Origin of the sequence: Flavobacterium facile, assembly GCF_036321945.1 — a bacterium.
Lineage (GTDB): Bacteria > Bacteroidota > Bacteroidia > Flavobacteriales > Flavobacteriaceae > Flavobacterium > Flavobacterium facile.
Map to the genome: position 1 here is coordinate 304,039 of NZ_JAZAYT010000034.1, position 14,175 is coordinate 318,213.

At 28.8% G+C, this 14,175-nt stretch carries 13 protein-coding genes; 9 read left to right on the forward strand and 4 right to left on the reverse strand.

Annotated elements, in window-relative coordinates; all coding sequences use genetic code 11:
• The first annotated feature begins 9 nt into the window (after nt 1-9).
• Genes UEQ13_RS11850 through UEQ13_RS11860 form a run of 3 tightly spaced genes read left to right on the forward strand, consistent with a single transcriptional unit; the run spans nt 10 to nt 2,972 of the window.
• Complete coding sequence (locus UEQ13_RS11850) at nt 10-1,290, forward strand: hypothetical protein (RefSeq protein ID WP_329806557.1); 1,281 nt, start codon at nt 10-12, stop codon at nt 1,288-1,290.
• Entirely contained in the window at nt 1,283-2,437 is a 1,155-nt protein-coding gene (locus tag UEQ13_RS11855; protein WP_329806558.1) for a glycosyltransferase family 2 protein, read from the forward strand. The genes UEQ13_RS11850 and UEQ13_RS11855 overlap by 8 nt, the downstream gene beginning before the upstream one ends.
• Nucleotides 2,424-2,972 carry a methyltransferase domain-containing protein gene (locus UEQ13_RS11860; RefSeq protein ID WP_329806559.1) on the forward strand — a complete coding sequence of 183 codons (549 nt, stop codon included), beginning with the start codon at nt 2,424-2,426 and terminating at the stop codon, nt 2,970-2,972. Before UEQ13_RS11855 ends, UEQ13_RS11860 begins: the two co-directional genes overlap by 14 nt.
• On the opposite strand, the gene UEQ13_RS11865 is transcribed toward UEQ13_RS11860, so the two are convergent.
• Genes UEQ13_RS11865 through UEQ13_RS11875 form a run of 3 tightly spaced genes read right to left on the reverse strand, consistent with a single transcriptional unit; the run spans nt 2,949 to nt 6,286 of the window.
• Nucleotides 2,949-4,208, reverse strand: coding sequence for an O-antigen translocase (locus UEQ13_RS11865; RefSeq protein ID WP_329806560.1), 1,260 nt, complete (start codon nt 4,206-4,208; stop codon nt 2,949-2,951). The two genes, UEQ13_RS11860 and UEQ13_RS11865, sit on opposite strands and share 24 nt — an antisense overlap.
• Nucleotides 4,209-4,229: 21 nt before the next feature.
• Complete coding sequence (locus UEQ13_RS11870) at nt 4,230-5,309, reverse strand: DegT/DnrJ/EryC1/StrS family aminotransferase (protein ID WP_329806561.1); 1,080 nt, start codon at nt 5,307-5,309, stop codon at nt 4,230-4,232.
• On the reverse strand, nt 5,306-6,286 hold the full coding sequence (locus tag UEQ13_RS11875; protein WP_329806562.1) for a GNAT family protein: 981 nt from the start codon (nt 6,284-6,286) through the stop codon (nt 5,306-5,308). The genes UEQ13_RS11870 and UEQ13_RS11875 overlap by 4 nt, the downstream gene beginning before the upstream one ends.
• 167 nt (nt 6,287-6,453) lie before the next feature.
• On the opposite strand from UEQ13_RS11875, the gene UEQ13_RS11880 reads away from it, so the two are divergent.
• Nucleotides 6,454-8,265 carry a gliding motility-associated C-terminal domain-containing protein gene (locus UEQ13_RS11880; RefSeq protein ID WP_329806563.1) on the forward strand — a complete coding sequence of 604 codons (1,812 nt, stop codon included), beginning with the start codon at nt 6,454-6,456 and terminating at the stop codon, nt 8,263-8,265.
• Between the two features lie 129 nt (nt 8,266-8,394).
• On the opposite strand, the gene UEQ13_RS11885 is transcribed toward UEQ13_RS11880, so the two are convergent.
• Nucleotides 8,395-9,135: an RDD family protein gene (locus UEQ13_RS11885; protein ID WP_329806564.1), complete on the reverse strand. Its 741-nt coding sequence runs from the start codon at nt 9,133-9,135 to the stop codon at nt 8,395-8,397.
• A 20-nt stretch (nt 9,136-9,155) separates the two neighbouring features.
• Between UEQ13_RS11885 and UEQ13_RS11890 the strand changes: the two genes are divergently transcribed.
• The 5 genes from UEQ13_RS11890 to UEQ13_RS11910 are packed head-to-tail and all read left to right on the forward strand — an operon-like array spanning nt 9,156 to nt 14,166.
• Nucleotides 9,156-10,133: a stage II sporulation protein M gene (locus UEQ13_RS11890; RefSeq protein WP_329806565.1), complete on the forward strand. Its 978-nt coding sequence runs from the start codon at nt 9,156-9,158 to the stop codon at nt 10,131-10,133.
• Complete coding sequence (locus UEQ13_RS11895; protein WP_329806566.1) at nt 10,117-11,058, forward strand: hypothetical protein; 942 nt, start codon at nt 10,117-10,119, stop codon at nt 11,056-11,058. The genes UEQ13_RS11890 and UEQ13_RS11895 overlap by 17 nt, the downstream gene beginning before the upstream one ends.
• Complete coding sequence (locus tag UEQ13_RS11900; protein ID WP_329806567.1) at nt 11,048-11,797, forward strand: DUF4129 domain-containing protein; 750 nt, start codon at nt 11,048-11,050, stop codon at nt 11,795-11,797. Before UEQ13_RS11895 ends, UEQ13_RS11900 begins: the two co-directional genes overlap by 11 nt.
• Nucleotides 11,798-11,799: 2 nt before the next feature.
• Nucleotides 11,800-13,134, forward strand: coding sequence for a DUF4350 domain-containing protein (locus UEQ13_RS11905; RefSeq protein WP_329806568.1), 1,335 nt, complete (start codon nt 11,800-11,802; stop codon nt 13,132-13,134).
• A gap of 9 nt (nt 13,135-13,143) precedes the next feature.
• A complete protein-coding gene (locus UEQ13_RS11910; RefSeq protein ID WP_329806569.1) occupies nt 13,144-14,166 on the forward strand; it encodes an AAA family ATPase in 1,023 nt (340 codons plus the stop codon).
• Nucleotides 14,167-14,175: the final 9 nt, after the last annotated feature.

Sequence of the window (14,175 nt, forward strand, 5' to 3'; positions counted from 1 at the left end):
CTAATTTAAATGAATTTATTCGAACAACTTTATAGTAACAAATACTTTTATTATTTTCATTTTGCACTGATTTTCGTTTCAGCATTATTTTCTGTTTTTGGGACAACGTTAGTTTCACCAGATACATACGGTTATATAAACGCAGATATATATAGAAGTTTAGGTTATCCCTTTTTTGTAGAAATACATGAACTTCTATTTGGTTCACATTTTATGTTTGCCATAAAAATATCTCAATTCCTTATTTTTTACTTTTGTTTACATTACTTTTTTAAAACTATAAAAAACATACTAAAACTTAACGATTTATCATCCATACTATTTTTTGGAATTCTGATAATTCCCGTTTTTTATGAGCAAAAATTACTTAATAGTATTTTAACCGAATCCCTTTCCTATTCGTTATACTTATTATTTATTGGACTTTACAGCAAAGGGATTCAAGATAAAGACAACAAAAAAACATATATTTCTTATTTTATATTATTAAATCTGCTTCAAGTTAGAAGTCAATTTTTATTTATTATTCCAGTAATTATTGGTATTGAATTAATTATAAATCATAAAAAAGTATGGAATATAAATACTTGGAAACCAATTGTAATTATGTGTTGTATTCCAATTATGTCCATACTAATTGATTTCTGTTACCACAGTATAAAACATGATAAAAACACTACAACTCCATTTACAGGAATTCAAATAGCAAGTCTGCCCTTTTACGTTTCAAAAAAACAAGATTATAAAATTTTTGAAAACAAAAAACAGCAAGAATATTTTAAATTAATTTATTCAAAACTTGAAAAGAGAAAATTATTAATAAATCAAATTCCTGATGAAACTTTTACAAAAACCGATTTTTACTTTGCTAATTATACGAAGATTGCCAATCAAACATTAAGTGGTGATGGTGATGCATTTTTCACAAATCAACCAGATCTTAATGATAAAACAATTGCTAATGATAAAATGTCTAAAAGCATGGTTTTACCCTTAATAAAAAATAATTTTGGAGCATATTTTAAAATCTATTTTCAAAATCTCACTAAAGGAATTGGTACTTCAAAACAGCTTCTTTTATATTTAATTTTACTCGGTTATTTTCTATATAATTATAATAAAAAAACATCCGTTATTATTGTCTTGATGCTTCTACTTTTATTGGCAAATATTACCTTGGTAACTTTAGCCGAACATGTAATAAGCCGATATACTTTTTATAATAATTGGGTATTGATTGTAATTATTTTATATTTACTTCAGAATAATATAAAAACACACAATGATTAAAACAGTTACAGTTGTAATGCCTTGTTTAAATGAAGCTCAAACATTAGAAACATGCATTAAAAAGGCACAATTTTATTTCACAAATAACAATATTGATGGCGAAATAATCATTGCTGATAATGGAAGTACTGACGGCTCACAAGATATCGCACAAAAATTAGGTGCAAAAGTAGTTTCAATTCCACAAAAAGGATATGGAAACGCATTGAAAGGCGGAATTAATCAAGCAAAAGGAGATTTTATTATTATGGGTGACGCCGATGATAGTTACGATTTTAGTAAGCTAGAATTATTCATCAATAAATTAAATGAAGGCGCCGATTTTGTAATTGGAAACCGTTTTAAAGGTGGCATTGAAAAAAACGCCATGCCATTTTTACATAAATACCTTGGTAATCCAGTATTATCTTTTTTAGGACGATTATTTTTCAACTCAAAAATTGGTGATTTTCATTGTGGTTTAAGAGGTTTCACAAAAGAAGCTTATCAGAAATTAGAGCTTACAACTTCTGGGATGGAATTTGCATCCGAATTAATAGTCAAAGCACACTTAAACAATTTAACAATTGCCGAAGTTCCAACCATTTTACATAAAGATGGGAGAAATAGAAAACCTCATTTAAATACTTGGCAAGATGGTTGGAGACATTTACGATTTTTACTTTTGTACAGTCCGAAATGGCTATTCTTTTACCCAAGTGTTTTGATGATGCTAACAGGTTTTATACTCTCACTATTCTTAATTATTGCACCTATAAAAATTGGAAATATCGTATTTGATGTTCATACTTTATTGTACTCAACGGCACTATTTATTATCGGTTTTCAGTTTTTTGTTTTCTATGGTTTAACTAAAGTATTTGCAGTTACTCATAAATTATTACCCAAAAGTGATCGTTACGATGCCATTTTTAAATTCATTAGTTTAGAAAAAGGTATTGTCATTGGATTTTTATTCACAATTATTGGAATCATTTTAAGCATATTTGGGTTTTCAATTTGGTCTAAAGAAAATTTCGGTCCATTGAATGTAACCGAAACATTACGGATAATTATTCCTGCCGTAAGCATTATTGTTATTGGAATTGAGATTATTTTATTTAGTTTTTTCTTTAGTATTTTAGGTTTGAGAAATGAAAAAAATTGATTACATATTACAAAATGAAAGAATCAGACAAGCAAAAAAATATCTTTTTGGCGATTCTGTTTTAGATATTGGTTGCCATAATGGTGAATTATTTGAATCTGTTTTAAAGAAAAAAAACATAACTGGTGATGGAATTGATAGTGTTTTATCTGAAGTAATTACTAAAGAAAATTATACTTTATTTCCTGGTTATTTTCCACAAGATTTTCCAATAAAAAAACAATACAATAACATTACTTTTTTAGCGGTTTTAGAACACATACCAATTGAGGAAATAAGAAATTATCCTGAAATTTTAAGTGACTATTTACAATCAAAAGGCAGAGTAATTATAACTATTCCAAGTAAAAATGTTGACTATATTTTAAGTATCTTACTCTTTTTCAAATTGATTGATGGAATGGATATTGAGCATCATCAAGATTTCGATAGAAATGAATTGAAAAAAATATTTACAGAAAATGGTTTCGATTTAATCGTAGAAAAAAGATTCGAATTAGGACTTAATATTTTATTCGTTTTTGAGAAAAAATAATTTTCTAAAATAAATTACTAAAACCAACAAATACATGAAATAAGTAAACGTATGAGCGATAACAATTCCGTTAATTCCATTCACATGCAACATCCAATTGGACGAATAATACATAATAAATAAAGAAACGATTTCGGTAATTATAAATGCTTTTGTTTGTTTTGTGGCTATTAAAATCGTACCGAAAATTAAGGAAGATGCTTTTAATAAATCGCCCACCAACTGCCATAAAAATAAAGATTCCATGGTTTCGAATTCTGTTGAAAATAGAACTTGAATAATGAAAATTCTCAATACATAAATAAGAACTAATCCAATCGCAAAAACAGGAAGTATCGTTTTAAAATAATTTAGAATAATGACTTTCATATTCGAATTTGATTCCGCTAATTTTGGATAAAAATAAATCGCCATTATAGAAGAAATGAATAATAAATAATAAGACGAAATACGTTGTAAACCTTCATAAATTCCAGCGTTTTTTAATCCTGTGATTTCAATTACATCTGTACGAATTTCTAATAAAACAAATGAACCGATCACGCCCGAAATTAAAGCCATTAAGACATATTCAGACAAGTTTTTAACCACCGAAAAATCAAAAGATGTTATCGAAAAAACATCAGAAAACGAAATCAAGTTTCTTAGATAAAAAAGACTCACAAAAAAAACGAAAACAGGCGCTAAAACTAAAGAAATTAAAGCTCCGAAAGTATCGTAATAATAGATTAAGAAAACAGAAAACCCCAAAGCAATACTGCTTGAAATTATCTGAATGTAAATTACTTTTTTATATTCTTGAAACCCGTTTACAACTGAAATACAAAACGTTGAAAAAACATATAAGGGAAATAAAATCGCTAAAACATAAAATACAAAACTATAGATTTCGGAATGATGAAAGATTTGCTTCGATAAATAATTCGCACCAAAAATTAAAACTAAACTAATCACAATTGAAGAAGCCAAAAGCAACAATCCGAAAGTGGCTAAAACGGATTTTAATTTCGACTTATCATGTTGATATTCTGCAACATATTTAACAATTGCATTCTGAATTCCGAGTAAGGAAAAATTTTCAACAACATTTAAAAAAGCTCTAAAATTCCCAACATAAGCCATTCCGTTGGCACCCACAAAAATCGCTAATGCTTTGGAAGTGATGAAACCAAAAACCAATTTCAACAAAATATGTACACTATTCAAAGAAGTGATTTTGAATAACGGTTGTTGCATTATTTTTCGAATTTCAGACACTTAATAACAATTTAAAGTGGTGATAATATTCGAAATTTCCTCATTGGTAAGCACTGAACTTATGGGTAAACTCAACACTTCGTGATGAATTTTCTCCGTAATTGGTAAACTCAACTGATTAAAATGTTGCATTGCTTTTTGTTTATGTGGTGGAATGGGATAATGAATCATCGTTTCAATTCCGTTTTTCAATAAATATTCTTGTAAATCGTCTCTGTTTTCGGTACGAATTACGAATAAATGAAACACATGTTTATCGAAATTTTCACAAGTTGGTAAAACAATTTTAGTATTCTTAATTTCTGATAAATAACGTTTTGCTACTTTTTTACGTGCTTCGTTTTCAGCATTTAAATGTGGTAATTTAATACTTAAAAAAGCCGCTTGTAATTCGTCTAAACGAGAATTTACACCAATATAATCGTTATGATATTTTTTATTTGATCCGTAGTTTCTTAAAGAGAATAAAACTTCAGCTAAAGTATCATTATCTGTTGTAATCGCGCCACCATCACCTAATGCACCCAAATTTTTACCAGGATAAAAACTAAAAGCACGAGCATGATTTCCTTTGAAATGTAAACCATGAGCTTGCGCAGCATCTTCGATAACAAGTAAATTATATTGATTACTTAATGCAATAATTGCATCCATTTCAGCCAATTGACCGTATAAATGAACCAATAAAATGGCTTTAGTTTTTGACGTTATTTTATCTGAAATTAAATCTGGATTAATCGTATAAGTTTCGATATTTGGCTCTACAAAAACAGGCACTAAATCCGCTTGTAGAATGGCTAAAATACTTGCTATATATGTATTTGCAGGTACTATTATTTCATCACCTTTTTGCAAATTTCCAAGTTGAATGTAGGCTTTTAAAATCAGCACTAAAGCATCTAACCCATTTCCTACTCCAATGCAATGTTTTGCATTAGAATATTGGGCGAAACTTTGTTCAAATTGTTTGACTTCATTTCCTAAAATGTACCAACCTTTATCTAAAAATTCTTTTGTTTTAGATAAAAATTGCGTTTCAAAAGGCTGATTCAGTTTTTGTAAATCGAGAAATTTAATCATAAAAACACCTGATTTAATTTAACAAAATTCTTGGTTTCCACTTCATAAAAATCTTGACAAAAAGTTCTGGCACCAAAAGTTTCTTTCCAATATTGCAAGCCTTTATTGATGTTTTTTCCTTGATTTTCATTCGATATTCCGAAATCAAAATACGAATAATTAGCAAATTCTTCTGTAATTAAATGATGAAATAAATAATCTAAAGCACCATGCTGGTTTTTATCGCCAATGGCAGAAATATATTGTACGTGAACCGTTTTTTTATCAATAAATAAAGTCGTCCCAGCAATAATTTGATCATTTTGATATACATTATATTGCGCAATATTTTTCGGGAATTTACTTTGTAAGCTTTGAATTTCGGCCAAACTATGAACCGGTTTCGCTTCGTGTTTCGCATTCAAATTCGGAATTAAAACGTCCTTCCAAAAATCAGCAAAACCAATTTCTTTTTTAATTTCTAATCCTAATTTTTCCGCGCGCTTCACACCTTCTACTCTATTTGAATCAATTTTAAAATGAGATTGTAAATCGATTGTCACCAAAGCATCTCTTCGAGTTAATTTCGCTTCAGATAAAAACAAAGCATACTTTAATTCTTCCGAAGGTTGCGAACAATAAAAGGAAGGAAGTAACTTGAAATCAATCTGTTCAATGTTATTCTCATTCAAGAAATGAAGAATAGCTGAATAAATCGAAATGAATTTTTCTATTTTTAAAGTAGAATCAATTACAATTCCACCATACGTTAATCCTTGATGAGAATAGAGTTTGTTATTTGAAATATTTGCTGGAAGAATCCCTTTTAAATTGTCTTTTTCATCGAAAACCAACAAAGAAAAATCCTCAAATCTATCGGCATGATATTCCACAAAATCTCTATGAAATAAAAAAGTAGCGTTTTTAGCATTGGCTACAAAATTATTCCATATTTGAAAATGCTCGGAAGTATATTTTACAATTTTATATGTATTCATTAATGGAGTTCATATTTAACATGTAGTAATGAATCGCATTTTTTATAGGTGTTTGCTAGCAAACTGTTATAAGTTGCGATTTCATCTATCAAATCTTTGGGGAAATTAGTAAAATTTATTACTTTGGTAAAATTATTCACTATAAATATTAAAATTAGTTCCATTTGATGAAAAAATTACTTGTTTTTATCATGTTTGTTTTTCAATTGAGTTTTTCTCAAAATATTGGTTTATACAGTCAATTTAATGGAAGATACGATTTCACATTTGTGGGAAATACATTAAATCCAATAGAAAATTCTTTTCAATCTTTTCCCGCTGTATTAACCACTTCTGACGCTAGTTTAACATTAAACTCTGGAGACATTATTGAAAGTGCTTATTTATATTGGGCTGGTTGTGGAACAGGCGATTTTAATGTGAAACTAAATGGAGTTGATATTACAGCTACCAGAACTTTTTCAAACATATTAGACCAAGGTGCTCCCTATATTTTTAATTTTTTTAGCGCCTTTACTGATGTAACATCACAAGTACAAGCAACTGGAAATGGTGTTTATACACTTTCAGATTTAGACGTAAGTTCTTTTATCGATCATCATTCTCTAAATAGCACAAATTTTGCTGGATGGGCATTAATTGTGGTGTATAGAAATCCTGCTTTACCACTAAATCAATTGAATATTTATGATGGAATGCAAGTGGTTTCACGTTTGCAAAACTATTTAAATGTTACATTAAATGCTTTAAATGTTATTGATAATGTGGATGCAAAAATTGGATTTTTAGCTTGGGAAGGTGATAGTGGAATTCCAGCTGTTGGAAGCGGTTTAATTGAGTCATTACAAATAAACGGAAATGTTATTAGCAATCCGCCTTTAAATCCAGGAAACAATGCATTTAACGGAACAAATTCGGTTACTAATTCTAACCAATTGTATAATATGGATTTGGATATTTATAACATTCAAAACAATATAGCAGTTGGAGATAGTTCAGCACTAATTCAATTAACTTCTCAACAAGATTATGTAATGGTTAATGCGATTGTAACTAAATTAAATAGTCAGTTACCAGATGCCAGAATTAGTTTTCCAACACCCAGTTTAAGTTGTAATGTTAGAGAATTAGTTATAAATTATACGGTAACTAACTTAAATTCAACAGCCGATTTACTTGCAAATACACCAATCACTTTTTATGCCGATGGTGTAGTTATTGGTTCTGCTTTTACTCAAAATATTATTCCTATTGATGGTTCTGAAACAGGAACAATAACTGTAACAATTCCAGCTTCTGTTCCACTTCAATTTAATTTAATGGCACAAGTTGATGATACTGGAAATGGAACGGGAATTATAAATGAAATTTCGGAAAGTAATAATTCTTTCAGTTTGCCTATTCGTCTTTTAGCTTCTCCAAATTTTAATCAACTTGAAGATCTTGTAAGTTGTAATTTAGGGTTAACTCGTGCGCTTTTTGATTTCTCTTCGTATGAAGACTCTATAAAAATTGAAGCTACTGATATCGTTTCATTTTACGAATTAGAAACGGATGCAATTGCAGAAATAAATGAAATTACGAACACTTCAAATTTTGAAGCCATAACCACTCCAAAAACAATTTGGGTTCGAATTGAAAATACGGATGGTTGTTTCTCTATTACTCCATTTTTATTAAAATCACGAAATTGTGAAATAATTATTTACAATGCCGTTTCTCCTAATGATGATGGTTCAAACGATACTTTTTTTATTGATGGTTTACGAAATATTTATCTGAATTTCAGTTTAGAAATTTATAATCGTTGGGGAAGATTAATTTGGACAGGCAATCATAGCAAACCCGACTGGAACGGAAAAGCAGAAAATGGTGTTGGTAATGAGGATGCTCCAGGTGGCACCTACTATTATATCTTACATTTAAATGACCCTAATTATCCAGAGCCATTAACTGGATATTTATTATTGAAACGATAAAATTATTAAGATTTAGTACTAGTCGCTATTTAGTCCCATTATAGTCCCATTATAGTCGCCTTTAAGTCGGCTTTAAGTCGGCTTTAGAGTTTTTTAAAAAAAGCTATTTGTAGTTGCTTTTCTACCCACTTACATATTTCTTGTGTAGAAATTATAATCTTTTAAAACGGTTCTCATAAATTCCACATCTGTATTAGAATTATAGGTAATTCCTGTTACATCAATTATTTTCTTTCTCATTTTAGAAATCGTAACATAATCTTTAGCTTGTAAACAGGTTTCAAAAGTATCTTTAATAATTCGCATATCGTTATCTGAAAGCTTAATAACTTCTGGATAAACCGGCACATAATCGTCTTGTAATTCTTGAAGAATCGTATGATTAATATTAATTTTATTTTTTAATGAAATAACGGCAGTTCCAGCTGCCATATCCCCTAACCTTTGACTTTTTTTGTTGGTCGCTATAAAAATTAAACCAATAATTCCACTACCAATTAATACATCAATCGTTCTAAATAACCATCGAATCAAATAATCACCAAAACCAGCTTGATAACCATCAATTTTAATGACTTTCATTTTCATTATTTTTTTACCTATAGTTCTGCCTTCCCATAAACTTTCCTGAACTAAACTATAAATAATAACTGGAGAAAATATCATAATATATACTGCTCTGGTAGACCAAGAATCTTTAAAATCTAAATTAACACTAAATCCAGTAGAATCTAAAATATAAGAAATAGAAATTATATAGGCGACTATAACCATTATATCAAGTAATTGACCTATAATTCTATCACCAACACTTGCTGCTGTAAAATTTATATTAACATTTTGTGTAGTTGTTATGGATAATTGATTCATAATTTATATTTTAGCACTTCATGAGAGAAGTAGCATTTATTAAGCAAAATAAACCAAAATGGCTCGACTTTGAGCAAGCAATTTTTGGTAAAACTAAAAAAAATCCTGATGATTTAGCTAATTTGTACATACATTTAGTTAACGATTTATCTTACGCGCAAACGTATTACCCAAAAAGTAAAACCGTTGTATACTTAAATCACTTGGCTTCGCAAACGTATCAAAAAATTTACAAAACGAAAAGACAAGACTCAAATAGATTGGCTTTTTTCTTTAAAGAAGAAGTTCCTATGCTTGTTTATGAATACAGAAGATATGTTTTGTATGCTTTTATTTTGTTTTTCTTACTTACTGGAATTGGTGTAGTTTCTGCTCATTTTGATGATTCTTTTGTGAGATTAATTCTTTCTGATGGCTATGTAAATGAAACTTTAGAAAATATTAAAAAAGGAAATCCAGTTGCTATTTATAAATCGGGAAGCAATTGGGGAAGTTTCATAGGTATTACTTTTAATAATTTAATGGTCGGAATTAAATCGTATTTCTACGGCATTTTTGCTGGAATTGGTACGTTTTATATTTATATGTTCAATTGCATTATGATTGGATCATTTCAATATTTCTTTTACCAACAAGGCGTTTTATGGCAAAGTGTTAGAGGAATTTGGATTCACGGTTCAATGGAAATTTTCGCTATTGTAATTGAAGCGGCTTGCGGTTTTGCATTAGGAGCAAGTATTTTATTTCCAAAAACCTATTCGCGTTTAAATTCTTTTAAAATCGGATTTAAAAACACCTTTAAAATATTTTTAAGCACTTTCCCTTTTACTATTGCTGCAGGTTTTTTAGAAGGTTATATCACCCGATATTCTGTAGAAATGCCAAATTGGTTGAGTATTGGAATCATCTTAACTACATTATCAATCATCAGTTTTTATTATTTAGTCTATCCATTTATTGTTAATCGCAAATTAAAATCACATGTTCCAACTCTATAAAAAAAGAAATTTAAGCGAATTAATCGGAGATACTTTTAACTTTTTTAAAGCCCACGGTAAAAATTACTTCGCCAATTATATTGTGATTAATGGAGGATTACTTTTAGTATTAATTGTTTTGCTATATTTTTTTATGAAAATTTTCTATGACGGATTATTTTCAAATGGAAATCTAAATACTGGAACTGGTTTTGAAAACTATTTTCTAGAAAATATGGAGCTTTTTATTGGATACGGAATTGTGGCATTTATATTAATTTTGATGCTAACTTTCATCAATAGCTTATATCCAATTGCCTATTTAAAATTAATTGAGAAAAACGAAGAAACAAACGCTATAAATATTTGGAAATATATCAAATCAAAAATTGGTAAATCACTTGTTTTCTTGCTTTTATCTTTAGTAACACTTTTTCCAATTGCAATTCTTTTAGGAATTGTATGTTTTGCATTAGTATTCATTTTAATCGGAATTCCGTTATTATTTATTGTAATTCCAGCTATTTTTACTTGCATTTCATTTGCTTACTATACTTATATTACAACAAATGATGGGTATTTTGATTCGATATCAAAAGGTTACAGATTATTTATAAAAAAACCTTGGCCACTAATTGGTTCAACGGTTATCCTTTATTTTATAGTTAATACATTAGTTTCTGTTATTTCATTTATTCCTTATTTTATTGGAATATTTAGTGTAATGTTTAATATTGATACTCAAAACCCAGGAAACCAACAAGAAACCATTTCCTTCATGATGATTATGATTGGAATTACTTTTATGTTATCCATTAGCTTGAATTATTTATTACAAAATATCGTAACCGTAAATCAAGGAATCATGTATTATTCTATGATTGATGAAACAGAAAAAAAGAGTAATCTTTCGGAAATTGACTTAATTGGAAGTAATGAAGAGTAAATTTATTTACATAGTATTCTTGTTTTCAGTTGCTTTTTCAAATGCGCAAGAAGAAGTGGATTCTTTGGCTATTCGTTCTAAAGAAAACACCGCATTCTACAGCACTTCCAAACCAAAAGAAAAGAAATTTGAAACTAATTTTCAATCGAAATATAAAAGCGAAGCCTATAATTACCAAGTAAAATTAGAAAACAAACAACTTACAGCTTGGGAGAAATTTAAACAAAAAATAGCTGATTTTTTTAGTCGCTTATTCAGTTTTTCTAATAATGGAAAAGTGTTTTCGAACTTTGAAATTATCATGAAAGTGTTAGGATTTGCTATTATTGGATTTGTAATATTTATGATTGTAAAATTAATCCTAAACAAAGAAGGCGGTTGGGTTTTTAGTCGAAATACAAAAAAAATCAATGTTGGTAATGTGGATGAAGACAACATTCATTTCATCAATTTTAAAGATGTTATTGCTACCGCGAAATCAAAAAACGAATTCCGAATTGCTACAAGATATTACTATTTATGGTTATTAAAATCTCTTACTGACAGAACGATTATCGATTGGGATATTGAAAAAACAAACACCGATTATTTAGTCGAGATTAAAAATTCTGAACTAAAAAAAGAATTCGAATTTTTGTCCTACATCTATGATTATTGCTGGTATGGTGAATTTGAATTAACGCAAGAAGACTTCGCCAAAGCAGAAAATCATTTTATAAACGCCATTCAGAACCGATAATTATGAGTAAAAATATCAAAACACTTATTTTCTTTTTGGTGCTGGTTTTGGCTCTGATAATTTTTGCAGATTCGAACAAGAAAAAACCAATAAATTGGAGTCCAACTTACGGAATAAATGATAAAATTCCTTTTGGTTTGAAAGTTTTTAATGATGAAGTTTTTGGATTATTTAAAAACCAAAATTTAGAGAAGTTTTCAGAAACGCCATATGAGTTTTTATACGAAACAAATTCTTATGAAAACGATAGTACTTATTATGAAGAAAATATTCCTCCTGTTTTAGATACAATTTCTTACGACAATCCATCAGATACTATTGCAAGTCAGATAATTGACACTCTTTCTATTGTTGATACAAGTTCGTATGAAAATGAAGATGTTATTCAAAGTGTAGAAATTAGAAATGATAAAAAAGGAACAATTTTTTCCATTTCCGATTTTTATAAATTTGATGATAAATCAACGGAAGAATTATTAAATTTTGTTGAAGAAGGAAACACCGTTTTTATAAGTTCCACAACGTTGTCCGATGTGTTAAAAGATTCTTTGAACTTTGATATCATGCTAAGAAATCATATCGAAACAAAACTAAAAAGCACTTTAGTAAATTCAAATACTAATTTCGAATTAGACAAAGGCGCTTCCGATTATTATTTTAGTAAATTCGATAAAAACACCACAAAAATATTAGGTAATATTCACGATGAAAAATACACTTTACCAAATTACATAGAAGTGAAATATGGTGAAGGAAAATTTTTATTGCACCTACAACCTATTGCATTTACCAATTATTATTTATTAAAAAACAATTATAAATATATTGAATCCGTTTGTTCACATGTTGATTCCGAAACTATTTATTGGAATGTGGAAGGAAGCCAAGGAAGTTCCATTTCTGATAGTCCGTTGCGTTTTATTTTTAGTCAACCCGCTTTAAAATGGGCTTGGTATTTAGGTTTATTTGGAATTATTATTTTTATGCTTTTCAATGCTAAAAGAAGACAACGTGTCATTCCAATTTCAGAACCCGTGAAAAACACCACAGTAGAATTTGCTAAAACTATTGGAAATTTATACTTTATTGAAAAAAATCATAAAGACATTGCAGAAAAGAAAATAGTGTATTTCTTAGAGAAAATCAGAAAAGAATATTACTTAGAAACGACTGTTTTAGATGAAACCTTCATGAACAGATTGCATCAAAAAACATCAAAAGATAAAGCAGATATTGTAAAAACAAACAATAAAATAAATTACATCAAAAACAGTTCTTCTTTAACCGAAAAAGATTTAGTAGAACTAAATACATTAATAGAAAAACTTAATTTATAGTTATAAAATATGGAATCATTTGAATCAAACGAAGTGAACGAAACGAACGAAACAAACGAAAATGTAAATTTTCAATCGAGAATTAATTTAGAACTTTTAAAATCAAGTGTGGATAAAATCCGACACGAATTAGGAAAAGTCATTGTTGGTCAGCACAAAATGATTGATCAATTGATTGTTTCTATTTTGGCAAACGGTCATATTTTATTAGAAGGAGTTCCTGGTGTTGCCAAAACATTGACTGCTAAGTTATTATCAAAATCAATGGCTTTAGATTTCAGTAGAATTCAATTTACGCCAGATTTAATGCCTTCTGATATTATTGGAACTTCCGTTTTCGATTTATCAAAATCTAGTTTCGAATTTAAAAAAGGTCCTGTTTTTTCAAATTTCATTTTAATTGATGAGATAAACCGTGCGCCTGCCAAAACACAAGCCGCTTTGTTTGAAGTTATGGAAGAAAGACAAATTACGGTTGATGGAAAAACGTACATTATGGACGAACCCTTTTTGGTAATTGCTACTCAAAATCCAATTGAACAAGAAGGAACCTATCGTTTACCAGAAGCTCAATTAGACCGTTTTTTATTTAAAATTAGCATTGGTTATCCCAATTTATCTGAAGAAATTACTATTCTTCAAAAAGAAAACGAATTACAAAACAGAAACAAAATGGCCGACGTGGCTACAATTGTTTCTAAAAGTGAAATCAAAGAATTTCAAGGCTTACTAAAGCAAATTATTATTGAACCGAACTTAATTGAATACATCGCAAAAGTAGTTTTAAACACACGTGAAAATCCGTTTTTATATTTAGGTGCATCACCTAGAGCTTCTATTGCTATTTTAAATGCTTCAAAAGGTTTTGCTGCGATAAAAGGAAGAGATTTCGTAACTCCAGAAGATATTAAAGAAGCAGCAATTCCTGTTTTACAACATCGTGTAGTAGTTACCCCAGAAAGAGAAATGGAAGGTATTAGTGCTTCAGAAATTATCAAACAGATTGTGGATTCTGTAGAAATTCCTAGATAAATTATAAAG